General features: G+C 62.1%; 20 protein-coding genes. 9 read left to right on the top strand and 11 right to left on the bottom strand.

The features are described 5' to 3' along the window. Positions 1-4: 4 nt before the first annotated feature. The 10 genes from RGV59_RS12085 to RGV59_RS12040 all read right to left on the bottom strand — a co-directional run bounded on the left by RGV59_RS12085 (position 5) and on the right by RGV59_RS12040 (position 12,160). Positions 5-721, bottom strand: a complete 717-nt coding sequence (locus tag RGV59_RS12085; RefSeq protein ID WP_017844698.1) for a TetR/AcrR family transcriptional regulator — start codon at positions 719-721, stop codon at positions 5-7. Positions 722-827: 106 nt separating this feature from the next. Further along, a complete protein-coding gene (lysS, locus tag RGV59_RS12080) occupies positions 828-2,330 on the bottom strand; it encodes a lysine--tRNA ligase (RefSeq protein WP_126585653.1) in 1,503 nt (500 codons plus the stop codon). Positions 2,331-2,400: 70 nt separating this feature from the next. Continuing rightward, positions 2,401-3,496 (bottom strand): peptide chain release factor 2 gene (prfB, locus tag RGV59_RS12075; RefSeq protein ID WP_098100956.1). Its coding sequence is split into 2 segments (ribosomal slippage): positions 2,401-3,423 and positions 3,425-3,496, totalling 1,095 coding nucleotides; the frame shifts between segments, so codons are not numbered across the junction. Positions 3,497-3,736: 240 nt separating this feature from the next. Then, positions 3,737-4,738 carry a response regulator gene (locus RGV59_RS12070; protein ID WP_017844695.1) on the bottom strand — a complete coding sequence of 334 codons (1,002 nt, stop codon included), beginning with the start codon at positions 4,736-4,738 and terminating at the stop codon, positions 3,737-3,739. A 51-nt stretch (positions 4,739-4,789) separates the two neighbouring features. Then, positions 4,790-5,800, bottom strand: a complete 1,011-nt coding sequence (locus tag RGV59_RS12065) for a chemotaxis response regulator protein-glutamate methylesterase (RefSeq protein WP_026139760.1) — start codon at positions 5,798-5,800, stop codon at positions 4,790-4,792. Continuing rightward, complete coding sequence (locus RGV59_RS12060) at positions 5,797-8,079, bottom strand: hybrid sensor histidine kinase/response regulator (protein ID WP_102617366.1); 2,283 nt, start codon at positions 8,077-8,079, stop codon at positions 5,797-5,799. Before RGV59_RS12060 ends, RGV59_RS12065 begins: the two co-directional genes overlap by 4 nt. Further along, positions 8,076-8,777 (bottom strand): chemotaxis protein CheW, encoded by a 702-nt coding sequence (locus tag RGV59_RS12055; RefSeq protein ID WP_017844692.1) that lies wholly within the window; start codon positions 8,775-8,777, stop codon positions 8,076-8,078. The genes RGV59_RS12060 and RGV59_RS12055 overlap by 4 nt, the downstream gene beginning before the upstream one ends. Further along, positions 8,770-10,029, bottom strand: a complete 1,260-nt coding sequence (locus RGV59_RS12050; protein ID WP_102617365.1) for a CheR family methyltransferase — start codon at positions 10,027-10,029, stop codon at positions 8,770-8,772. Before RGV59_RS12050 ends, RGV59_RS12055 begins: the two co-directional genes overlap by 8 nt. After that, positions 10,026-10,538 (bottom strand): chemotaxis protein CheW, encoded by a 513-nt coding sequence (locus RGV59_RS12045; protein WP_104903819.1) that lies wholly within the window; start codon positions 10,536-10,538, stop codon positions 10,026-10,028. The genes RGV59_RS12050 and RGV59_RS12045 overlap by 4 nt, the downstream gene beginning before the upstream one ends. After that, the gene (locus RGV59_RS12040; protein WP_017844689.1) at positions 10,538-12,160 is read right to left on the bottom strand and encodes a methyl-accepting chemotaxis protein; all 1,623 of its coding nucleotides are present in this window, start codon (positions 12,158-12,160) and stop codon (positions 10,538-10,540) included. Before RGV59_RS12040 ends, RGV59_RS12045 begins: the two co-directional genes overlap by 1 nt. A 216-nt stretch (positions 12,161-12,376) precedes the next feature. On the opposite strand from RGV59_RS12040, the gene RGV59_RS12035 reads away from it, so the two are divergent. Then, positions 12,377-13,816: a PAAR domain-containing protein gene (locus RGV59_RS12035; RefSeq protein ID WP_322246951.1), complete on the top strand. Its 1,440-nt coding sequence runs from the start codon at positions 12,377-12,379 to the stop codon at positions 13,814-13,816. Further along, positions 13,813-14,424: a hypothetical protein gene (locus RGV59_RS12030; protein WP_126586094.1), complete on the top strand. Its 612-nt coding sequence runs from the start codon at positions 13,813-13,815 to the stop codon at positions 14,422-14,424. Before RGV59_RS12035 ends, RGV59_RS12030 begins: the two co-directional genes overlap by 4 nt. A 357-nt stretch (positions 14,425-14,781) precedes the next feature. Here the strand turns inward: RGV59_RS12030 and RGV59_RS12025 are convergent, their stop codons facing one another. Continuing rightward, positions 14,782-15,492, bottom strand: coding sequence for a tellurite resistance TerB family protein (locus RGV59_RS12025; protein WP_017844685.1), 711 nt, complete (start codon positions 15,490-15,492; stop codon positions 14,782-14,784). Positions 15,493-15,660: 168 nt separating this feature from the next. Between RGV59_RS12025 and RGV59_RS12020 the strand changes: the two genes are divergently transcribed. The 7 genes from RGV59_RS12020 (at position 15,661) to RGV59_RS11990 (ending at position 23,770) form a co-directional block, all read left to right on the top strand. Further along, positions 15,661-16,572: a LysR family transcriptional regulator gene (locus RGV59_RS12020; RefSeq protein WP_017844684.1), complete on the top strand. Its 912-nt coding sequence runs from the start codon at positions 15,661-15,663 to the stop codon at positions 16,570-16,572. 131 nt (positions 16,573-16,703) lie between these two features. Next, on the top strand, positions 16,704-18,161 hold the full coding sequence (locus RGV59_RS12015; RefSeq protein ID WP_017844683.1) for a gamma-aminobutyraldehyde dehydrogenase: 1,458 nt from the start codon (positions 16,704-16,706) through the stop codon (positions 18,159-18,161). A 73-nt stretch (positions 18,162-18,234) separates the two neighbouring features. Then, entirely contained in the window at positions 18,235-19,386 is a 1,152-nt protein-coding gene (gene ydcS, locus RGV59_RS12010) for a putative ABC transporter substrate-binding protein YdcS (protein WP_017844682.1), read from the top strand. A 120-nt stretch (positions 19,387-19,506) separates the two neighbouring features. Then, positions 19,507-20,541, top strand: coding sequence for an ABC transporter ATP-binding protein (locus tag RGV59_RS12005; protein WP_126586096.1), 1,035 nt, complete (start codon positions 19,507-19,509; stop codon positions 20,539-20,541). Between the two features lies 1 nt (position 20,542). Next, positions 20,543-21,466: an ABC transporter permease gene (locus RGV59_RS12000; RefSeq protein WP_057005800.1), complete on the top strand. Its 924-nt coding sequence runs from the start codon at positions 20,543-20,545 to the stop codon at positions 21,464-21,466. Then, positions 21,456-22,265, top strand: a complete 810-nt coding sequence (locus RGV59_RS11995) for an ABC transporter permease (protein WP_010563467.1) — start codon at positions 21,456-21,458, stop codon at positions 22,263-22,265. Before RGV59_RS12000 ends, RGV59_RS11995 begins: the two co-directional genes overlap by 11 nt. Before the next feature lie 80 nt (positions 22,266-22,345). Further along, entirely contained in the window at positions 22,346-23,770 is a 1,425-nt protein-coding gene (locus RGV59_RS11990) for a gamma-aminobutyraldehyde dehydrogenase (RefSeq protein ID WP_046484929.1), read from the top strand. Positions 23,771-24,050 lie beyond the last annotated feature (280 nt).

Genomic DNA, 24,050 nt, shown 5'->3' with positions numbered 1-24,050 from the left:
GGTGTCAGACCGAGGCCAACACCAAATGCATGTAACGCTTGAGGATCTCAAGCATGTCGTCAGCGCTCAGCGGTTCCGCGCCGTCCAGCAGGCCCTGATATTCCATCCGACCGATAATCGCCGTCAACACTTTGGCATCCTGTTGCGGCTCGCGCGAGCCCAATACCTGGAAAAACTGCCCGGTGCCTTGCAACAGGATCTGCTGGTGAGAACGCACCAGCTCGGCCAGGCGCGGGTTGAGCAAGGCTTCCTGGCGAAAGGCCTGCTCGGCCATCAAGTACTCGCGACGATTGCTCAATTGGCGCTGCACGTAATCGGCGGTCAACCGCGCAATGTCATCGGCCAGTTGCGAACGCGACTCCGGGCTGCCATCGCCATACGCGACCATCTCGCGCAACAAACCTTCGTTACGCACCCACAGCTTGCCCATGAATGCGGCGCTGCGCTCGACGTATTGGGCGAAGGTATCGGTGAGCAGGTCATCGATGTCCTTGAAGTAATAGGTGGTCGCCGACAGGGGCACCCCAGCTTCCGCCGCCACGGCACGGTGACGCACGGCTCGCACGCCATCACGCACCACGATCCGCATGGCGGCATCGAGAATATCTTGCCTGCGTTGCTCGCTGCCCCGACGACTGGCCTTACGGCCCTGGTACTGGACACTTTCAGCCACGGCAGCGGCAATGCCAGCGGCTCCTTCCTGAGCGATTACGCGGTTCACGACACACATCCTTGAAAAGATCAAAACCTGGCGCTGTTTGCTTGACGCTTATTTACGCCACATAAAAAAGCCGCCTTATAAAAGGCGGCTTCGGATTTCGCTACGGTTACGCTTGTGGCCGCATATGCGGGAACAAGATCACGTCGCGGATCGACGGCGAGTTGGTCAGCAACATCACCAGGCGGTCGATGCCGATGCCTTCGCCCGCGGTCGGCGGCATGCCGTACTCCAGGGCGCGCACGAAGTCGGCGTCGTAGTGCATGGCTTCGTCGTCGCCGGCGTCCTTGTCGGCCACCTGGGCCATGAAGCGCTCGGCCTGGTCTTCCGCGTCGTTGAGCTCGGAGTAGGCGTTGGCGATTTCGCGGCCGCCGATGAACAGTTCGAAACGGTCGGTGACGTTCGGGTTGTCATCGTTGCGACGGGCCAGCGGCGACACTTCGAACGGGTACTGGGTAATGAAGTGCGGCTGTTCCAGCTTGTGCTCCACCAGCTCTTCGAAAATCATCACCTGCAGCTTGCCCAGGCCTTCGAAGCCCAGCACCTTGGCGCCGGCGTTCTTGGCGATGGCGCGGGCCTTGTCGATGTCGGTCAGGTCGTCGGCGGTCAGCTCAGGGTTGTACTTGAGGATCGAGTCGAACACCGACAGCCGCACGAACGGCTCGCCGAAGTGGAATACCTTGTCGCCATACGGCACGTCGGTAGTCCCCAGAACAAGCTGCGCCAGTTCGCGGAACAGTTCTTCGGTCAGGTCCATGTTGTCTTCGTAGTCGGCGTAGGCCTGGTAGAACTCCAACATGGTGAACTCAGGGTTGTGCCGGGTCGAGACGCCTTCGTTGCGGAAGTTGCGGTTGATCTCGAAGACTTTTTCGAAGCCGCCGACCACGAGGCGCTTGAGGTACAGCTCCGGCGCGATCCGCAGGTACATGCCCATGTCCAGCGCATTGTGGTGGGTTTCGAACGGCTTGGCTGCGGCACCACCGGGGATGGTCTGCAGCATCGGCGTTTCCACTTCCAGGAAGTCACGCTTCATCAGGAAGGCGCGGGTGTGGGCAATCACTTGCGAACGCACGCGGAAGGTGTGGCGCACGTCTTCGTTGACGATCAGGTCAACGTAGCGCTGGCGATAACGCTGCTCGGTGTCGGACAGGCCGTGGTGCTTGTCCGGCAGCGGGCGCAGGGATTTGGTCAGCAGGCGCACGCTGGTCATTTCAACGTACAGGTCGCCCTTGCCGGAACGGGCCAGGGTGCCTTCGGCGGCGATGATGTCGCCCAGGTCCCAGGTTTTCACGGCGGCCAGGGTTTCTTCCGGCAGGGTCTTGCGGTTGACGTAGACCTGGATGCGCCCGGACATGTCCTGGATCACCATGAACGAGCCACGGTTGAGCATGATGCGACCTGCCACCTTGACCGGGATCGCAGCCTCTGCCAGCTCTTCCTTGGTCTTGTCCGCGTACTGTTTCTGCAAGTCTTCGCAGTAGGCATCGCGGCGGAAGTCGTTGGGGAAGGCATTGCCCTTGGCGCGCTCGGCAGCAAGCTTTTCCTTGCGCAGGGCGATCAGGGAGTTTTCTTCCTGTTGCAGGGCTTGCGGGTCGAGTTGTTGGTCGCTCATGTCTTTAAATTTTCCATCACAGGTTCGTTGCCCCCGCCACTGACGGGGGACTTGAGGTCGGGCTGGCGGTTTACAGCCCCGATTTCAGGCTGGCTTCCAGGTATTCGTCGATGTCGCCGTCGAGCACCTTGTCGCAGTCGCTGCGTTCGATGTTAGTGCGCAGATCCTTGATCCGCGACGCGTCCAGAACATAGGAACGGATCTGGTGACCCCAGCCGATATCCGACTTGGTGTCTTCCAACGCCTGGGAAGCGGCGTTGCGCTTCTGCATTTCCTGCTCGTACAACTTGGCCCGCAGCATTTTCATGGCGGTGTCCTTGTTCGCGTGCTGGGAACGTTCGTTCTGGCAACTGACCACGGTGTTGGTCGGCACGTGGGTGATACGTACAGCCGAGTCGGTGGTGTTTACGTGTTGGCCACCGGCACCGGAGGAGCGATAGGTGTCGATCCGCAGGTCGGCCGGGTTGATCTCGATTTCCACCTTGTCGTCGATCTCGGGCGAGACGAACACCGCGCAGAACGAGGTGTGGCGACGATTGCCGGAGTCGAACGGGCTCTTGCGCACTAGGCGATGCACACCGATCTCGGTACGCAGCCAGCCGAAGGCGTATTCACCCTTGATGTGAACGGTGGCGCCTTTGATGCCGGCGACTTCACCGGCCGACAGCTCCATGATGGTCGCGTCGAAACCGCGTTTGTCGGCCCAGCGCAGGTACATGCGCAGCAGGATGTTGGCCCAGTCCTGGGCTTCGGTGCCGCCGGAACCGGCCTGGATGTCCAGGTAGGCGTTGTTCGGGTCCATTTCGTGGCTGAACATGCGGCGGAATTCAAGCTTGGCGAGGTTTTCCTCGAGACGGGCCAGCTCGGCGACGACATCGCCTACCGCGCCTTCGTCGTTTTCTTCGACAGCCATGTCCAGCAGGTCGCGGCAATCGGCCAGACCGGTGTTCAGTTCGTCGAGGGTGTCGACGATCTGCGCCAGCGCTGCGCGCTCGCGGCCCAGTTCCTGGGCGTATTCGGGTTTGTTCCAGACACTCGGATCTTCAAGCTCGCGATTGACTTCGGTCAGACGCTCATGCTTTTGATCGTAGTCAAAGATACCCCCGAATAGTTTCGGAGCGCTCGGACAGGTCCTTGATGGTGTTAAGGATCGGGTTGATTTCCATGGCGGGCAGCACTCGTTGGCGAACTTTTGAAAGCCGACGAGTATAACGACAAACAGGCGCAAACGGCAGCCCGCTTGGCGAAAAGGCAGGCCCAAGAACCATGAAAATCCACTGTGAGAGGGGGCTTGCCCCCGATGGCGGTGTGTCAGCCCTACACCCGGTGACTGTCACACCGCCATCGGGGGGCAAGTCGAGTCATCGCGCCGCCCCTCGCACATGTGGACCTGCACTGGCCTCGGATCACTCGATACCGACTTGATTGCGCCCGTTGTTCTTGGCCGTATACAGCCCCTTGTCCGCCGCCATGATCAACTGGCGGCAATCGGTGCCTTGCACCGGCGTCATGGTCGACAGGCCGATGCTGATGGTCAGGCTCGCACCCTCGGCCGGGGCGATGTGCGGGATTTTCAGGGCGGCGACGGCCATGCGCAGTTTTTCGGCGACCAGCCGTGCGCCACCCGGCGAAGTGTTCGGCAGCACCAGGGCGAACTCTTCGCCGCCGTAGCGCGCCGGCAGGTCCGAAGGCCGGCTGCTGGCTTCGCGGATGCTGGCGGCAACCTTGCGCAGGGCTTCGTCGCCTTCAACGTGGCCGAAGCTGTCGTTGTAGGTCTTGAAGAAGTCCACGTCGATCATCAGCAGCGACAATTGGGTCTGGTCCCGCATGGCGCGGCGCCATTCCAGTTCCAGGTATTCGTCGAAATGCCGGCGGTTGGACAGCCCGGTGAGGCCGTCGGAGTTCATCAGCCGTTGCAGTACCAGGTTGGTGTCCAACAGTTGCTGCTGGCTGACGCGCAGCGCGCGATAGGCCGCGTCACGCTGCAACAGGGTCATGTAGGAGCGCGAGTGATAGCGGATACGCGCCACCAGTTCGATGTTGTCCGGCAGCTTGACCAGATAATCATTGGCGCCGGCCGAGAACGCCGCGCTTTTGATCAGAGGGTCTTCCTTGGTGGAGAGCACGATGATCGGGATGTTCTGCGTGGCCGGGTGGTTGCGGTATTCGCGCACCAGCGTCAGACCATCCAGGCCGGGCATCACCAGGTCCTGCAGAATCACCGTGGGTTTGATGCGGATCGCCTGGGCGATGGCCTGGTGCGGGTCGGCGCAAAAGTGGAAGTCGATGTTTTCTTCATGGGCCAGGCCACGACGCACGGCTTCGCCGATCATGGCCTGGTCGTCGACCAGCAACACCATGGCGGCATTTTCATCGGTCTTGATGCCGTCGATCTGTAAATCATTCATCTGCAATCACCTGAATTACTGCCCGCAAACCAGCACCGCCGGGGATATTGATCATTTTGCAAATACCTCCAGCAGTCGGGGCGCAATTCTGTCCAGTGGGCGAATTTCAACAGCAGCGTCAATCGCCGCCGCCGCTTTGGGCATGCCATACACCGCCGAACTCTGCTGGTCCTGGGCGATGGTCAGATATCCTTGGTCCCGCATTAATTTGAGCCCCTGGGCTCCGTCGCGACCCATGCCGGTCAGCAGCACGCCGACGGCATCACCATTCCAGTGGCTGGCCACACTTTCGAAAAACACATCGATGGACGGCCGGTAAATCTCGTTCACCGGCTCGGCTGTATAGGCTAGCGTGCCATTTTTCAACAGACGAATGTGGTGATTGGTGCCGGCCAGCAGCACGACCCCGCTTTGTGGCGGCTCCCCCTCGCGGGCCAGGCGCACCGGCAGGCCGGAGGCGCTGCTCAGCCACTCGGCCATGCCGGCGGCGAACACCTGGTCCACATGCTGCACCAGCACGATGGCGGCGGGAAAGTCCCGGGGCAGGCCCTTGAGCAGGACTTCCAGGGCCGCCGGGCCGCCAGCCGAAGAACCGATCGCCACCAGGCTCTGGCGTTTGCCGGTGCTGCGCGGCGGCGCGGTTTCGGCGCGCACACGGCTGCCACGCTGGCCGATCAGCCAGCCAATATTGAGGATCTTGCGCAACAACGGCGCGGCGGCATCCTTGGGATTACCGACGCCCAGGGCCGGCGTATCCACCACATCCAGGGCGCCATGGCCCATGGCTTCGAACACCCGGCTGACATTGGCCTGGCGGTCGACGGTGACGATCACAATCGCGCACGGGCTCTCGGCCATGATCCGCCGGGTGGCTTCCACGCCGTCCATCACCGGCATAATCAGGTCCATCAGGATCAGGTCCGGGGTCAATTCGGCGCAACGTTGCACCGCTTCCAGGCCATTACTGGCTACCCACACCACTTGGTGCGCGGGCTCGAAGCTCACGGCGCGGCGTAACGCCTCCACGGCCATGGGCATGTCATTGACGATTGCAATCCTCATGCCCGCGCGCCTCCGATCAGTTCAACCACGGCATCAAGGAGGGCGTCATCGTGGAAACTGGCTTTGGCCAGATAGTAATCGGCGCCGGCGTCGAGTCCACGGCGTCGGTCTTCTTCGCGGTCCTTGTAGGACACCACCATCACCGGCAACGATTGCAGGCGAGCATCCCGGCGCAAGAGTGTGACCAATTCGATCCCGTCCATACGAGGCATATCAATGTCAGTGATGAGCAGGTCGAAGTCCTCGGAACGCAAGGCGTTCCAGCCGTCCATGCCATCGACGGCGACGGCCACTTCATAACCGCGGTTAAGCAGCAATTTACGTTGCAACTCACGCACGGTGAGCGAATCGTCCACCACCAGCACGCGTTTGCGCGGGGCTTCGGCGGCCTGCTGGCTGCGCCGGGCGATACGCTCCAGGCGGCCGGTATTGAGCAGCTTGTCCACCGAGCGCAGCATATCTTCGACGTCGACGATCAACACCACCGAGCCATCGTCCAGCAACGCCCCGGCGGAAATATCCTGGACCTTGCCCAACCGATCATCCAGCGGCAGCACCACCAACGTGCGTTCGCCGATAAAACGCTCCACGGCAATGCCATACACCGCATCGCGCTCGCGGATCACCACCACCTTCAACGTCTCGTCATTACCTTGCCCCGGCGGGCGCTGCAACAGTTGGCTGGCGGCGACCAGGCCGACATGCCGGCCTTCGTGCCAGAAATGCTGGCGGCCTTCGAGCTGCACAATGTCGTCGGGCGCCAGGTCGCACATGCGCTCGATATGCGCCAGCGGGAAGGCATAGGCTTCTTCGCCGACTTCCACCACCAGGCTGCGCACCACCGACAGGGTCAACGGCACTTCCAGATGGAAACGACTGCCCTGCCCCGCCGCTTGCTCCAGCACCACCGCGCCGCGCAGTTGGCGGACCATATGCTGCACCGCATCCAAGCCGACGCCGCGCCCGGAGACTTCGGTGACCTTGTCGCGCAGGCTGAAGCCCGGCAGGAACAGGAACGTCAGCAACTCCTCCTCGCTGAGGTTCAAGGCGGTTTCCACCGTCGACAGATGCCGATCAACGATCGTGCCACGCAGGCGTTCGAGGTCGACGCCATTCCCGTCGTCGCTCAGCTCCAGCACCAGCAAACCGGCCTGGTGGGAGGCCCGCAAGCGGATCAAGCCTTCGGCCGGCTTGCCCGCCAGCAGGCGTTGTTCCGGCGTTTCGATGCCGTGGTCGACGGCATTGCGCAATAAGTGGGTGAGCGGCGCTTCGAGCTTCTCCAGCACATCACGGTCGACCTGGGTCTTTTCGCCCTCGATCTCCAGGCGCACCTGCTTGCCCAGGCTGCGGCCGAGGTCGCGCACCATGCGGACCTGGCCGGCGAGCACATCGGCAAACGGGCGCATGCGGCAGGCCAGCGCGGTGTCGTAAAGCACCTGGGCGCGTTGCCCGGCCTGCCAGCCGAACTCATCGAGCTCAGCGGTTTTTTCTGCCAGCAGGGCTTGGGCTTCGCTCAGCAAGCGGCGGGCATCGGCCAGGGACTCCTGGGCTTCCAGGCTCAAGTCGAGGGTCTTGAGGTGACCATCGAGGTGGTCCAGCGCACGCACACCGTTACCCTGCACACGCTTGAGGCGTTGCAGGCTGGCCAGGTATGGCTTGAGTCGCTGGGTTTCGACCAGGGATTTGCTCGACAGGTCCAGCAGGCTGTTCAAACGCTCGGCGGTCACACGCAGTACGCGCTCGCCGCCTTCGGTCATGCGCTTGTTCTGACGCAGCGGTTCGCTGCCGAGGGACGGCGCAGGCTCGGGTTCGGCGGGCAGTGCTTCAATCAGCGGAGTGGGCGCTGGAGCAGGCGCAGTTGGCGGCGGCGCCACCTTGGCGGTGGGCTGCGACGGGTCGAGCAGGCGCTCCATCAAGGCCACATACGCCTCGACATCCGCCGGCCCCACGGTATTGCCCGGCGTGGCGATACGCATCAGCAGGTCGGTGCCTTGCAACAGCGCGTCGATGTGTTCCGGCTGCAGATACAGGCGACTTTCCTGGGCGCTGACCAGGCAATCTTCCATGACATGGGACACGCTGACCCCGGCGTCCACCCCGACAATCCGCGCCGCGCCTTTGAGCGAGTGCGCGGCGCGCATGCAGGCTTCGAGCTGGTCGGCCTGGGTCGGGTTGCGCTCCAGGGCCAGCAGGCCCGCGCTCAGTATCTGGGTCTGGGCATCGGCTTCCAGGCTGAACAATTCCAGCAGCGAGGCATCGCGCATCTGGTCGGGGGTCATGTGAGGCTCCGGGTCACGGCAGACAGCAACTGAGCCTCGTCCAGCCAACGCAGGCTACGGCCCTTCCACTGCAACACGCCCTGAGTGAAGCGGCCGCTGGCCTGGGTGCCGGAGGCTGACGCCGCCGTCAAAGTACGCTCGTCGATGGCATGGATACCGTCGACTTCATCCACCGGCACCACCACCGGGCCATCCTGCGCGGCGATGATCAACATGCGCGGCATGATGCGCCCGCCCGGCGTGCCGTGGCTGATGGCGTCTAGGCCCAACAGCTCGACCAGCGACAGGCACGCCACCAGCGCGCCGCGCACGTTCGCCACGCCAAGCAATGCACGGGAACGTTGGTGCGGCAGGGAATGGATCGGGTGCAGGGTTGCCACTTCCACCAGGCATCGGGTGGCGATCCCCAGCCATTCTTCGCCGAGGCGGAATATCAGCAGGGAACGGGTGACGATGTCTTCGTTCGCCTGGGTATCGGCGACCGGGCGATGATCGTCCTGCTGCAACGCATAGCGATCCAGCAAGCGGGTAGCGGCGGCGGAGTACACCGAGCAGTTGCGACAATGGATATGGTCCGCCAGCAACGGGCAGGACTTGTCGCCGTGAATGCCGATCCGGTTCCAGCAATCGTCGATGGCCTGGGTGTCGTCCATCGTCAGGGCCAGGCCCGCAGTGTCGAGCGCGTTGGGGCTACTCATGGTTTTTGCTCACTGTCAGCTCGCTACGCGCGGCCCGCGCCTGCAACCGACGCGCCGCCGCAATGTCGCCCTGGGCTTCGAGCAACGCGGCCAGTTGCATCAGGGCCTGCGGGTGCTGCGGTTCCAGGTACAAGGCTTTTCGATAAAACCCCTGGGCGTCCAGGGCGTTGCCGGCCACATCGCTGAGCAGCCCCAACCAGTAAAACACCTGGGCGGCCGGCGGGTGTTGACTTAAATAACGCTCGCAGGCGGCACGGGCCTCGGCGCTTTTGCCTTCGTTGGCCAGGGTCGCGATCTGGCTGAGCAGGTCGCCGGCCTCCGACGCCGGCGCCTTGATCGGCACCACCTGGGCGTTGAGCGTGCTGAACGGTCGTGGCTTGGGCGGGATCGCTGCGATGCTGCGCCGAGGCGCGGGCGCGGGTATCGGCACGAATACCGGCTCAGGCTTGACCGGCTCGGTGTGCCGGCTGAATGCAAACGACTGCGGCACGCCGATCGAACGCATGCCATGACGCCCCAACAGGCTGCCTTCGGCCGGGCCGATAAACAGCACGCCGTCCACGTGGGTCAGGTTCTTGAGCACGTCGAACACTTGTTTTTGCGTGGGTTGGTCGAAATAGATCAGCAGGTTGCGGCAAAACACAAAGTCGTAGCTCGGTTCATTGGCGAGCAACCCCGGGTCCAGCAGGTTGCCGACTTGCAGGCGCACCTGTTCGCGCACACGGTCTTCGATGCGATAACCATCGGCCTGCTCGGTGAAGTGGCGGTCGCGAAATTCAAGGTCGCCGCCGCGAAACGAGTTGCGGCCATACACGCCGCGCTGGGCACGCTCCACCGACAGCGGGCTGACGTCCATGCCCTGCACCTTGAACTGGTGCGGCGCCAGGCCGGCATCGAGCAAGGCCATGGCGATCGAATAGGGTTCTTCGCCGGTGGAACAGGGCAGGCTGAGGATGCGCAGCGCGCGCAACTGGTTGATCTCGGCCAGGCGCGCCTTGGCCAGACGGGCCAGGGTCGCGAAGGATTCGGGGTAACGGAAAAACCAGGTCTCGGGCACGATCACCGCTTCGATCAGCGCTTGCTGTTCGTCCTGGGAGTGCTGCAGGTGCTGCCAGTACTCATCCGCCGTGTGGGCCGCGACGGCCTGGCTGCGCTGGCGCACGGCGCGTTCGATGATGGCTTCGCCCACCGAGGCCACGTCCAGGCCAATGCGTTCCTTCAAGAAGGCAAAGAAGCGCGGGTCGTTGCTCATAGGCTCGGCTCGGCAGAAAACAGCAAGGCGCGCACGTCATCGGTGAGCATATCTGCGACGCCGATCCATTGCATCAAGCCCAAGGCATCTTCGCGCACCGGTCCCAGGTAGGGCGCCTGGGGATTGTCCAGGCCGTAGGGCTTGAACTCCGCCGGGTCGCAACGCAGGGTTTCGGTGGCCTGCTCCAGAATCAGTCCCAGCCAACGCGCCTCGAGCCAGGGCTCAGGTTTATAGTTGACCAGCACCAGCCGCGTGCTGGTCCGCGCCTGGGCCGGCTCGCCGAAGGTCAAGGCACTGAGGTCGATGACCGGCACCATCGCGCCGCGATGGGCAAAGATACCCGCCACCCACAGCGGTGCATGGGCGATGGGTTTGAGCGGCAGGCGCGGCAGCACTTCGGCCACTTCGGTGGCCTTGAGGGCATACCGTTCGTGGCCGATGTGGAACACCAGGAACAACGCCTTTTTTGCTGCCGGGACGACGCCGTGTTTAGCCGCGAGGTCGCTCATCAGACTTTGAAACGCGACACGCCGCTGCGCAGACCGACCGCAACCTGGCTCAGTTCATCAATGGCAAAGCTGGCCTGGCGCAGGGACTCCACGGTCTGGCTGCTGGCATCGCCCAATTGCACCAGCGCGTGGTTGATCTGCTCGGCCCCGGTGGCCTGGGCCTGCATGCCTTCGTTGACCATCAACACCCGCGGCGCCAGGGCCTGGACCTGGTGGATGATCTGCGACAGTTGCTCGCCCACTTGCTGCACTTCGAACATGCCCCGGCGCACTTCTTCGGAGAACTTGTCCATGCCCATCACCCCGGCGGACACCGCCGACTGGATCTCGCGCACCATCTGCTCGATGTCGTAGGTGGCCACGGCGGTCTGGTCGGCCAGGCGGCGCACTTCAGTGGCCACCACGGCAAAACCGCGGCCGTACTCACCGGCCTTCTCGGCCTCGATGGCGGCGTTGAGGGACAACAGGTTGGTCTGGTCGGCAACCTTGACGATGGTCACCACCACCTGGTTGATGTTGCCGGCCTTCTCGTTAAGGATCGCCAGCTTGGCGTTGACCAGCTCAGCCGCACCCATCACCGAGTGCATGGTTTCTTCCATGCGCGCCAGGCCTTGCTGGCCGGAACCGGCGGCGACCGAGGCCTGGTCGGCGGCGGTGGAAACTTCGGTCATGGTGCGGACCAGGTCCTTGGAAGTGGCGGCGATCTCCCGCGAAGTAGCGCCGATCTCGGTGGTGGTCGCCGCGGTTTCCGTGGCCGTGGCCTGTTGTTGCTTGGAGGTGGCGGCAATCTCGGTGACCGAGGTAGTCACCTGCACCGACGAACGCTGAGCCTGGGACACCAGGGCGGTCAGTTCGGTCATCATGTCGTTGAAGCCGGTTTCGACCGCGCCGAATTCGTCCTTGCGCTCCAGGTTCAAGCGCTTGCTCAGGTCACCGGTACGCATGACGTCGAGGATCTCGACGATACGCTGCATCGGCGCCATGATTGCGCGCATCAACAGCAGACCGCACAGGCCGGCGGCGAAGATGGCGATAATCAGCGAAACCGCCATGCTGAGCTTGGCCGACAGCACCGACTCGTCGATGGCCGAAGTGGCGCGGTCAGACATGCTCTTGTTTTCGGTGATGATGTCATTGAGCTTCATGCGCCCTTCGATCCAGATCGGCGTCAATTGCTCTTCGACCAGGACGCTCGCACCCGGCAAATCATTGGCTTCAATGCGCGCCAGCACCTCGGCGAGGGCCTTGTTGTAGTTGATATGCGCCGCCTTGAAGTTATCGAACTCCATGCGATCAGCCTGGCTGTTGACGGTTTTTTCGTAATTGGCGATCTGCTGTTCAATACGCGCTTCGAAAGACTTGAAGTCCGTCTTATCGGCACTGGTGAGGGTTTTATCTGCGCGCAGGCCGATGATATCGATGGTCAGCAGATAGCTGTCGACCCATGCGCTGCGGATCATCGAACTGAGGTAAACCCCCGGTACCGCATCGTCCCGGACCGATTCCTGGCTGACTTCGATCTTCAGCAACCGCGAGTAGGACACCACAACCATCAGCAGCATGATCGCGACAATGACCGCAAAGCTCGCCAAAATCCGCTGGCGCAAGGTCCAATTCTTCACAGTGTTTCCTCGAAGAGCCATTCAAATGGGGGGGAGTATAGCTGAGCACAAGCCTTCATTTATCAATGGGTTTCGACGTGGTGCCCACAGAATGCAAAAACATCCCTGAAGGTAATTACAGAACCAACCTACAAAAACCCGCGAAGCGTCCGACTACCGGGCTTTTCTCGCCGAGCCTAGCGTGCAGGTCCCTGCTAACAAAAGGACACGGCTGGCATGCGGCGCTATTTCATTACCCGAGGAGCCAAAACTACCGCTGGCGGGACCGTCGTCGGCGGTTTGACGGGCTTTCGCATCACCCAAGTGGATATCGCCCTTGAAGGTCATGAGGTGCTTTGCCCGGTGTGCAAAACCACCGGGCTCATAGTTTGTGTTGGCCCGCGCCTGGAGCAGTGGGCACGAGGGCGACGGGTGGCGCTCTCGGACGATCTCTGCCGCTGCCAATGCGACCCGCCCCCGCGCCTGCTGGCCGACCAGTTCGAGCGGTTTCAGACCCTTACCGCCGAAGACTCCGCGGTACACCGCCGAAGCGCGACTGCATCGGAAGCACCAGCGCCCGCGAAAAATCCTACCCCGAGCTCAACGCCTTCCGCTTTCAGCGAAATACTCGAGTCAGCCTGCGAGCGCAATTGGCGCTTCTACCAGAAGCAGGCAGAAGACGTGATCGCCCCCGGCGGCAAGCTGATCGCCGACCCCAGGTTGCGCAACCGGCTCATCAACTCGGCGTATGCCCAGCTCTGGCGCCTCGACAACCGTTTTCAGTGGGCGGGCCTTGCGGCGTTTGCCTCCAAGCAAGTGGGGTGCGGTTTGCTGCACGCGGCAGAATCCATCGAGAAAATTCAGGCGGAATTTGAAGCGGCGGAGCAATTGCGAAGAAGTGCCCGGAAAGGGGTTTGGGGGTTGTTCAGCGCCGAGGAGCGTGAACGGCAGGCAAAGCTGCGGGAGTACGAGCGGCGCCTGCGGGAGTATGAACAGGCCAGCCGTAATAACCCGGTGCCTGATGTTGATTGGCGGCGCGAGGGTGAACCGCTATCGAGCGTGCAGCAGCTTTATCAACATGTGTACGAGATGATGGCGATGGGCAATACCACGCTGTTTTTGGATGTGTTTCCGTTGCATGCGTTTTATAAGGAGCGGGGGTTGGGGTTGCTTGAGACCTGCCTGTCCTCGCGCCAGAACATTTTTGAGGATGGGCTGCAGCGGGTGTTGTGGCCGGTGGGGCAGGAAAATTTAAGGTTTGGGCTTGACCACGACTACATTCTGCAAGCCTTTCAGGCCATTGACGAAGGAAATATCGCCGAAAGTGTTAAGTATCTGGCTTGGCATGAACAGCAAAATATCCTTCAGCCAACCATGTATACCGACCAAAAATTAGTGGCTCTGCTACGTAGCAACCATCTTTCATACGTCACGGGCATACCGTCCGGAGTCGCGCAAGCCATTGAGCTAACGCTGGCAAGCCAATGCCGCTCTGTTGATGACGGCAGGACCATTGAGTTCAGCAACAACCCCATCGCCAACTTGGCCGATATCGATCAACGCATGACCTTCGTGCTCAAGGCCGCCGCGCAATTTGACAAGCTGTTAAATAGCGGTGAGCGGCATCGAATCGAACAAGCGCTGGATGACGTCGCTGCAGGTCGGGGCATGCGATGAACCTGCCCTCACAAGTAAACTGGCGACATGCCGCACTTGTATTGTTCGCTGCCGTACTACTGGTAGGAATGATACGTTTCTTCACCAGTACGCCAGAAATCGCACTGATGCTTGGGGAGCCTTGGGAAGACATGCGTCAGCGCTCCAGTGCAGCAATCGCCCCTGCTATTCCCGGAGAAATATGGGGGAGGCTACCAAAGTCCGATGCCCGTCTACGCTTCATAGACCCTCAATATGGATTCGTTACCCCGCCTGCCCGCTTCCTCGCGGTAAGTTTCGACAAGGAGCGCGTTGGCAGTATCCGCATGTCCCCCCAAATCGAACCGCTATTGCTCGATGACACCCTCAACGTCGTGCTGTATTTGCAAAAACAATGGAGCAATGCCGGCTGGCTGCCCATCCGAGTCGCCTCCAACCCTCCATTCGCCGACACACCTGAATGGCGTGCTCGATTGCGAAATGTGAACCGGGGTGGCAAGTCTTACTGGCGGGCAGAAAACAAATACCAAGTCATGTTGGTAGTTGGGCGCTTCAAGGACTATCGGCATCCCACAGAAGAGCGGTACCTCATTACACTGGAATTATCCAGACCGTGGGGGCTGCCATAAATAGATTTGTTAAATCGTTTCCACAGAACGTGAGAACGATCTTCATCGTGCGCAGGCATGCCTAGAGGGTGGCCTGAGGCACCCTTTTCCCAGAACCAACCTACAACGTCCGACTACCAGGCTTTTCTCGCCGAGCCTAGCGTGCTGGTCCCTGCTAACAAAAGGACACCGCTGGCATGCGCCGCTATTTCATTACCCGAGGAGCCAAGACCACCGCTGGCGGGACCGTCGGCGGCGGTTTGAGGGGTTTTTGCATCATGCAAGTAGCCATCGCCCTTGTAAGGTGAGGACCGGGGGTTGTGGTTGCTTGAGACCTGCTTGCGGTCGCGCAAGAACATTTATGAGGAGGAACGATCCCTAAAGCGTCGCCTGGCGCACCTGTTTCTCCAATTCAACCTTCAAACCGGGCTCCAACTTGAGCTGTCGCGCCAGCTCATCCAGGTACGCCTTCTCCATAAAGTTCTCCTCATCCACCAGCATCACACTGGCGATGTACATCTCGGCGGCCATTTCCGGGGTGCCGGCGGCCCGCGCCACGTCGGCCGGGTCGAGGGGTTTGTTCAGCTCGCCGTGCAGCCAGCTTTGCAATTCACGGTCGTTATCCAGCTTGTTGAATTCACCTTCGATCAGCGCGCGCTCGCGCTCATCCACATGCCCGTCGGCCTTGGCCGCCGCCACCAACGCCTTGAGGATGCCCTGGCTGTGTTGCTCGACCTGGGCTGGCGGCAGGCGGTCGATGGTCTGCGGCTCGCCTTGGGGCGCGCTGGCCTGTTGCGCCTGCCAGTTGCCATAGGCTTTGTAGGCGATCACGCCCAATGCCGCCAACCCGCCATAGGTCAGGGCCTTGCCGCCGAATTTGCGCGCCTTTTTATTGCCCAGCAGCAGGCCCATGGCCCCAGCGGCCAGGGCCCCGCCGCCAGCGCCGCCGAGCAAACTGCCGAGCCCGCCACTGCCGAGCAGGCCGCCGAGGGCGCCTTTGTCGTCGGATTTGCGCTGGCCGCCGGCCTTGTTCTGCAACATGTCTTGACCAGACTTGAGCAGTTGTTCGAGTAATCCACGGGTATTCATGCGTAGCCTCCAGACACCAGGGTTCATAAGACCAATAGACTCCCAGCGTAAAACTTAGCGCCAAAAAACCCCGATCTAGAGTGCTTCCAGATGTAACGCGGCTATCCTTCGGTTAAATCGATATACACTCGAGCAAATCGATAAAAACACCCCACTGGTAATTCCAGCATGATGACCTTGCGTCAGATCCGCCACTTCATCGCCGTGGCCGAGACCGGTTCGATCTCCGCCGCTGCGCAAACCGCGTTTATTTCGCAGTCGACCCTGACCCTGGCGATCCAGCAACTGGAGCAGGAAATCGGCGTCAACCTGTTCAACCGCCACGCCAAGGGCATGACCCTGACCCACCAGGGCCATCAGTTCCTGCGCCAGGCGCACTTGATCCTGGCCACCGTCGACAACGCCAAGCGCAGCCTGCAGCAGAGCACCGACCAGGTGGCCGGGCAATTGATCGTCGGCGTGACCAGCCTGGTGGCCGGTTATTACCTGGCCGACCTGCTCACCCGCTTCCAACGCGCCTACCCCAATGTGGAAATCCGCGTGATGGAGGATGAGCGCCCGTACATCGAGCATTTGCTGGTCAGCGGCGAGATCGATGTGGGCGTGTTGATCCTCTCCAACCTCGAAGACCGCCACGCCCTGCAGACCGAAGTACTCACCCACTCGCCCCACCGCCTGTGGCTGCCGGCGCAACATCCGCTGCTGGAGCACGACAGCATCAACCTGGCCGATGTGGCGCGTGAGCCGTTGATTCAGCTGAACGTCGACGAAATGGGCCACAACGCCCAACGCATGTGGGCCTCTGCCTGCCTGCAACCACACGTCACTTTGCGCACCGCCTCCACCGAAGCCGTGCGCAGCCTGGTGGCCGCCGGCCTGGGCGTGTCGATCCAGCCGGACATGACCTACCGCCCCTGGTCCCTGGAGGGCGACATTATCGAAGCGCGCCCCATCGCCGACCTCAGCCAGACCCTCGACGTCGGCCTCGCCTGGCGCCGTGGCACCGCGCGCCCGGCACTGGTCGACCCGTTCCTGACCGTGGCGCGGGAACAGCCGCACCCGCGCAAGCCATCTATTTAATCGAATGCTGCATTCAGTATTTAGTATTTGTTGACCTCGCGCCTGACCTCTAGTCTCTGTGCATCCATAAGAGAAGTCGGGCGCCTTGTAAGAGAACGCCCATGGCCACACAAGAAAAGAGATCGCGAAAAATGTCCGCTGCGCCCACCCCGCTGCTTACTGCGTTGCTGATCGACGGCGAACTGGTCCAGGGCCAGGGCTTTGTCGAACCGATTCTCAACCCAGCCACGGGCGAAGTGCTGACCCAGATCGCCGAAGCCAGCATCGAACAGGTCGAAGCCGCGATCCTCGCCGCCCACCGCGCATTTGCCGGCTGGTCCCGCACCACGCCGCAGCAACGTTCGAACATTCTGCTGGGCATCGCCGATGCCATCGAGCACCAAGCCGACTACCTGGCCCGCCTCGAATCCCTGAACTGCGGCAAACCGTTGCACCTGGCCCGCCAGGATGACTTGAGCGCCACCGTCGATGTGTTCCGCTTCTTTGCCGGCGCCGTGCGCTGCCAGACCGGCCAGCTCAGCGGCGAATACCTGCCGGGCTACACCAGCATGGTGCGGCGTGACCCGATTGGCGTGGTGGCCTCGATTGCGCCGTGGAATTACCCGCTGATGATGGCCGCGTGGAAGATCGCCCCCGCCCTGGCCGCCGGTAATACCCTGGTGTTCAAGCCGTCGGAACACACGCCGCTGTCGATCCTCGCCCTCGCTCCAGCGCTCAACCAGTTGTTGCCGCGCGGGGTGATCAACATTGTGTGCGGCGGCGGCGAAGGCGTCGGCAGCCATCTGGTCAGCCACCCGAAGGTGCGGATGGTGTCGTTGACCGGCGATATCGTCACCGGACAAAAGATCCTGCAAGCCGCGTCGAAAACCCTTAAACGCACGCACCTGGAACTGGGTGGCAAGGCGCCGGTGATCGTATGCAACGACGCCGACCTGCAAGCCGTGGTCGAAGGCGTGCGCGCCTACGGTTACTACAACGCCGGCCAGGACTGCACCGCCGCGTGCCGCATCTACGCCCAGGCGGGGATTCACGACAAATTGGTCGCCGACCTGGGCGCGGCGGTCAGCAGCCTGCGCTTTGCCGGCAAGCGCGATGCCGACAACGAACTCGGCCCGCTGATCAGCACGCGCCAGCGCGACCGCGTCGCCAGCTTTGTCGAACGCGCCCTCGGCCAGCCGCATATCGAACGCGTCACCGGCGCCGCCGTGCATTCCGGCGCGGGCTTCTTTTATCAGCCGACGTTGCTCGCCGGCTGTAAACAAAGTGATGAAATCGTCCAGCGCGAAGTGTTCGGCCCGGTGGTCACCGTGACCCGCTTCGACGAACTGGAACAAGCGGTGGACTGGGCCAACGACTCCGAATACGGCCTGGCCTCGTCGGTGTGGACGCAGAACCTGGACAAGGCCATGCAGGTCGCGGCGCGCCTGCAATACGGCTGCACCTGGATCAACAGCCATTTCATGCTGGTCAGCGAAATGCCCCACGGCGGCTTGAAGCGCTCCGGGTATGGCAAAGATCTGTCCAGCGATTCGCTACAGGACTACAGCGTGGTGCGGCACATCATGGCCCGCCACGGCCAGCACCTTTAAAACAACAACTAAGCTCAAGCGTCACCGGCTGCAAAAAACTGCCCCGACCATAATTAAAGAAGAGGGATTCCCCATGTCCGCGCATAAGACCGCACTGCTCAGTGCCCTGACCACCGCGCTGCTGGCCAGCGCCAGCCTGCAGGCCGCCGAACCGCTCAAAGCGGTAGGCGCCGGCGAAGGCCAGTTGGATATCGTCGCCTGGCCCGGCTATATCGAACGGGGCGAAAGCGACAAGGCTTACGACTGGGTCACAGGTTTCGAGAAGGAAACCGGCTGCAAGGTCAATGTGAAAACCGCCGCTACCTCTGACGAAATGGTCAGCTTGATGGCCAAGGGCGGTTACGACCTGGTCACCGCGTCAGGCGATGCGTCGCTGCGGTTGATCGTCGGCAAGCGGGTGCAGCCGATCAATACCGCGTTGATTCCCAACTGGAAGACTATCGACCCGCGCCTGAAAGACGCGCCGTGGTACGTGGTCGGCCAGCAAACCTACGGTACTCCGTACCAGTGGGGGCCGAACGTGCTGATGTACAACACCAACGTGTTCAAGACCGCGCCCACCAGTTGGAATGTGCTGTTCGAAGCGCAGAACCTGCCGGACGGCAAGCCGAACAAAGGCCGCGTGCAAGCCTACGATGGCCCGATCTACATCGCCGATGCGGCGCTGTACCTCAAGTCGACCAAGCCGGAGCTGGGCATCCAGAGCCCCTACGAACTGACCGAAACCCAGTACAAAGCCGTTCTCGACCTGTTGCGCGCACAGCAACCGTTGATCCACCGCTACTGGCACGACACCACCGTGCAGATGAGTGACTTCAAGAACGAAGGCGTGGTCGCCTCCAGCGCCTGGCCGTATCAGGTCAACGGCCTGATCAACGAGAAGCAGCCGATTGCCTCGACCATTCCCAAGGAAGGCGCCACCGGCTGGGCCGACACCACCATGCTGCACAGCGAGGCCAAGCACCCGAACTGCGCCTATAAATGGATGGACTGGTCGCTGCAGCCGAAGGTCCAGGGCGATGTCGCCGCCTGGTTCGGCTCCCTGCCGGCGGTGCCGGCGGCCTGCACCGGCAGCGAATTGCTCGGCGCCGAGGGCTGCAAGACCAACGGCTTCGACCAGTTCGACAAGATCGCCTTCTGGAAAACCCCGCAGGCTGAGGGCGGCAAGTTCGTGCCGTACAGCCGCTGGACCCAGGATTACATCGCGATCATGGGCGGGCGCTAATCCCCCCTGTGGGAGGGGGCTTGCTCCCTCCCACATTGACCGCATTCACAGATGTTCTGTTTTTTCAGAAGTCCAGGCCGGGCCGCTGCGACGACCCGCGCCTTTTGGGAGCACCGCACCATGACGCTTGCAGTCCAATTCACCCACGTTTCCCGTCAGTTCGGCGAAGTGAAAGCCGTTGACCGGGTTTCCATCGATATCCAGGACGGCGAGTTCTTTTCCATGCTCGGCCCTTCCGGCTCGGGCAAGACCACCTGCCTGCGCCTGATCGCCGGGTTCGAGCAGCCGAGCGCAGGCTCGATCCGGATTCATGGCGAGGAAGCCGCCGGCTTGCCGCCGTATCAGCGTGACGTCAACACGGTATTCCAGGATTACGCGCTGTTCCCCCACATGAATGTACGCGACAACGTGGCCTACGGCCTGAAAGTCAAAGGCGTGGGCAAGACCGAGCGCCTCGACCGCGCCGAAGAAGCCCTGACCATGGTCGCCCTCGGCGGCTACGGCGAGCGCAAGCCGGTGCAGCTCTCCGGCGGCCAGCGCCAACGGGTCGCCCTGGCCCGCGCACTGGTCAATCGCCCGCGCGTGTTGCTGCTGGATGAGCCGCTGGGTGCCCTCGACCTCAAGCTGCGCGAACAGATGCAAAGCGAGCTGAAAAAGCTGCAACGCCAGCTCGGCATCACGTTTATCTTCGTGACCCACGACCAGACCGAAGCGCTGTCGATGTCCGACCGCGTGGCCGTGTTCAACAAGGGCCGCATCGAACAGGTCGACACCCCGCGCAACCTCTATATGAAACCGGCCACCGCGTTCGTCGCCGAATTCGTCGGCACCTCCAATGTGATTCGCGGCGATTTGGCCCAGCGCCTCAGCGGCAGCCCGCAGCCGTTCTCGATCCGCCCGGAGCACGTGCGCTTTGCCGAAGGCCCGCTGGCGGCCGACGAAGTGGAAATCAGCGGCCTGTTGCATGACATCCAGTACCAGGGCAGCGCCACCCGCTACGAACTGAAACTGGCGAACGGCCAGGCGTTGAACATCAGCCAGGCGAATAACCAGTGGCTGGACATCAGCAACGGCTATCAGGTCGGCCAGCCCATCACCGCACGCTGGGAGCGGGCCGCCATGACCACCCTGACCGACCACGCAGGCGAGGTGTGACATGAGCCTGACCCAAGCGCCGATGCGCAGGTTTTCCAACCTGCTGTATCGCAGACCCAACCTCTACCTGGCAATGCTGCTGATACCGCCGCTGATCTGGTTCGGCGCGATCTACCTGGGCTCGTTGCTGACCTTGCTGTGGCAAGGCTTCTACACGTTCGACGACTTCACCATGGCGGTCACGCCGGACCTGACCCTGGCCAACTTCGCCGCACTGTTCCAGCCATCGAACTTCGACATCATCCTGCGCACCCTGAGCATGGCGATCGTGGTGTCGCTCGCCAGCGCCATCGTCGCCTTCCCCATCGCCTATTACATGGCGCGCTACACCACGGGCAAGACCAAGGCGTTCTTCTATATCGCGGTGATGATGCCGATGTGGGCCAGCTATATCGTCAAGGCATATGCCTGGACCCTGCTGCTGGCCAAGGGCGGCGTGGCGCAATGGTTTGTGCAGCACCTGGGCCTGGAGCCGCTGTTGCAGTTCGTGCTGGGAATCCCCGGCGTGGGCGGCAGCACCTTGAGCACCTCGCACCTGGGGCGGTTCATGGTGTTCGTCTACATCTGGCTGCCGTTCATGATCCTGCCGATCCAGGCGTCGCTGGAGCGTTTGCCGCCGTCGTTGCTGCAAGCCTCGGCCGACCTGGGCGCCAAGCCGCGCCAGACCTTCATGCAGGTGATCCTGCCGCTGTCGGTGCCGGGGATTGCCGCCGGTTCGATCTTCACGTTTTCGCTGACCCTGGGCGACTTCATCGTGCCGCAGCTGGTCGGGCCGCCGGGTTACTTCGTCGGCGGCATGGTGTACGCCCAGCAAGGCGCCATCGGCAACATGCCCATGGCCGCGGCGTTCACCCTGGTGCCGATCGTGCTGATCGCGGTTTACCTGTCCATCGTCAAACGCCTGGGGGCCTTCGATGCACTCTGAGAAATCATCCATCGGCCTGAAGATCGCGGCCTGGGGCGGCTTGGTGTTTCTGCACTTCCCGATCCTGATCATCTTCCTGTACGCCTTCAACACCGAAGAGGCGGCGTTCAGCTTTCCACCCCAGGGCTTCACCCTGAGGTGGTTCAGCGTGGCCTTCGCCCGCCCGGACGTGCTCGAAGCGATCAAGCTGTCGCTGCAGATCGCGGCCATCGCCACCCTGATCGCCATGGTCCTCGGCACCCTCGCTTCAGCCGCGCTGTATCGCCGCGAGTTCTTCGGCAAGCAAGGTGTGTCGCTGATGCTGATCCTGCCGATCGCGCTGCCGGGGATCATCACCGGTATCGCCCTGCTGGCGACCTTCAAGACGCTGGGCATCGAGCCGGGGATGTTCACCATCATCGTCGGCCACGCGACCTTCTGCGTGGTGATCGTCTACAACAACGTCATCGCCCGCTTGCGCCGCACCTCCCACAGCCTGATCGAAGCCTCGATGGACCTGGGCGCCGACGGCTGGCAGACCTTCCGCTACATCATCATGCCCAACCTCGGCTCGGCGCTGCTGGCCGGCGGCATGCTGGCGTTTGCGCTGTCATTCGACGAAATCATCGTCACCACCTTCACCGCCGGGCATGAGCGCACCTTGCCGCTGTGGCTGCTCAACCAGTTGAGTCGCCCACGGGATGTGCCGGTGACCAACGTGGTGGCGATGCTGGTGATGATCGTGACGATGTTCCCGATTCTGGGTGCCTATTACCTGACCCGCGGCGGTGAAAGCGTGGCAGGCAGTGGTGGCAAATAATGTGGGTATTGGAGAAGTGCCCCCACACTCAGAGCCGGTTTCTTCAGGGCAATAACAACAGTTTTTTGGAGGAGTGAACCATGCAAACCAAACTCTTGATCAACGGCCAACTGGTCGAAGGCGAAGGCCCGGCGCAGGCCGTATTCAACCCGGCGTTGGGCCGTGTGCTGGTGGAAATCAACGAAGCCAGCGAAGCCCAGGTCGACGCCGCTGTGCGGGCCGCCGATGCAGCGTTTGAAAGCTGGTCACAGACCACGCCCAAGGATCGCTCGCTGTTGCTGCTGAAACTGGCGGACGTGATCGAAGCCCACGGCGAAGAACTGGCCAAGCTGGAATCGGACAACTGCGGCAAACCCTACAGCGCCGCACTGAACGACGAGATCCCGGCGATTGCCGACGTGTTCCGCTTTTTTGCCGGTGCCAGCCGCTGCATGAGCGGCTCGGCCGGCGGTGAATACCTGCCGGGCCACACCTCGATGATCCGCCGCGATCCGGTGGGCGTGATCGCCTCCATCGCCCCGTGGAACTACCCGCTGATGATGGTCGCCTGGAAAATCGCCCCAGCCCTGGCCGCCGGTAATACCGTGGTGCTCAAGCCGTCGGAACAAACCCCGCTGACCGCATTGCGCATGGTCGAACTGGCGTCGGAGATCTTCCCGGCCGGCGTGCTCAACCTGGTCTTTGGCCGTGGGCCCACCGTGGGCAGCCCGTTGGTGAACCACCCGAAAGTACGCATGGTGTCGCTGACCGGCTCCATCGCCACGGGCGCCAACATCATTTCCAACACCGCCGACCGCGTGAAGCGCATGCACATGGAACTGGGCGGCAAGGCGCCAGTGATCATCTTCAACGACGCGGACATCGACGCGGCGGTGGAAGGCATCCGCACCTTCGGTTTCTACAACGCCGGCCAGGATTGCACCGCGGCGTGCCGCATCTATGCCCAGGCGGAAATCTACGACGCGTTCGTCGAGAAGCTCGGCGCGGCAGTCGCCAGTATCAAGTACGGCTTGCAGGACGACCCGACCACCGAGCTGGGCCCGCTGATCACCGCGCAACACCGCGACCGCGTGGCCGGTTTCGTCGAACGTGCCGTGGCGCAGCCGCATATCCGCCTGGTCACCGGCGGCAAGGCGGTGGAAGGCAACGGCTTCTTCTTTGAGCCGACTGTTTTGGCCGATGCGCAGCAGGACGACGAGATCGTGCGCCGCGAGGTGTTCGGGCCGGTGGTGTCAGTGACCAAGTTCGCCGATGAGGCACAGGTGCTGGGCTGGGCCAACGATTCGGACTACGGTCTGGCGTCATCCGTATGGACCGCCGACGTGGGACGCGCCCATCGCTTGGCTGCGCGCTTGCAGTATGGCTGCACCTGGGTGAACACCCACTTCATGCTCGTCAGCGAAATGCCTCACGGCGGTCAGAAACTGTCGGGGTATGGCAAGGACATGTCCATGTATGGGCTGGAGGACTACACCACCGTGCGCCATGTGATGTTCAAGCACTGAACCTCGCCCTGACGCCTTGACTGTAGGAGCAAGCTTGCTCGCGAAGAACGCCAACGATAATGCGGGGCATCCGATTAAACGCGGTGTCCAGGCGCCTGTCGCGAGCAAGCCCCCGCCCACATTGGATCTTCATAATTCCTGGGTAATGTGCTCACTTAAAGCCCGGAAATGTCTTGTCTCATTTGCCAAGCCATCATCCCGCCATCAATCATTTTTCCTACGCCATCGAACCGCTTAAGCTATGCGGCGTCTGTTTAATGTCCGTTGCGTTTGGCCGAAG

Source organism: Pseudomonas sp. FG1, assembly GCF_034313875.1.
GTDB classification, from domain to species: Bacteria; Pseudomonadota; Gammaproteobacteria; order Pseudomonadales; family Pseudomonadaceae; genus Aquipseudomonas; species Aquipseudomonas veronii.
The sequence above is the reverse complement of the archived record's forward strand: the minus strand, read 5'-3'. Positions and strand labels throughout refer to the sequence as shown.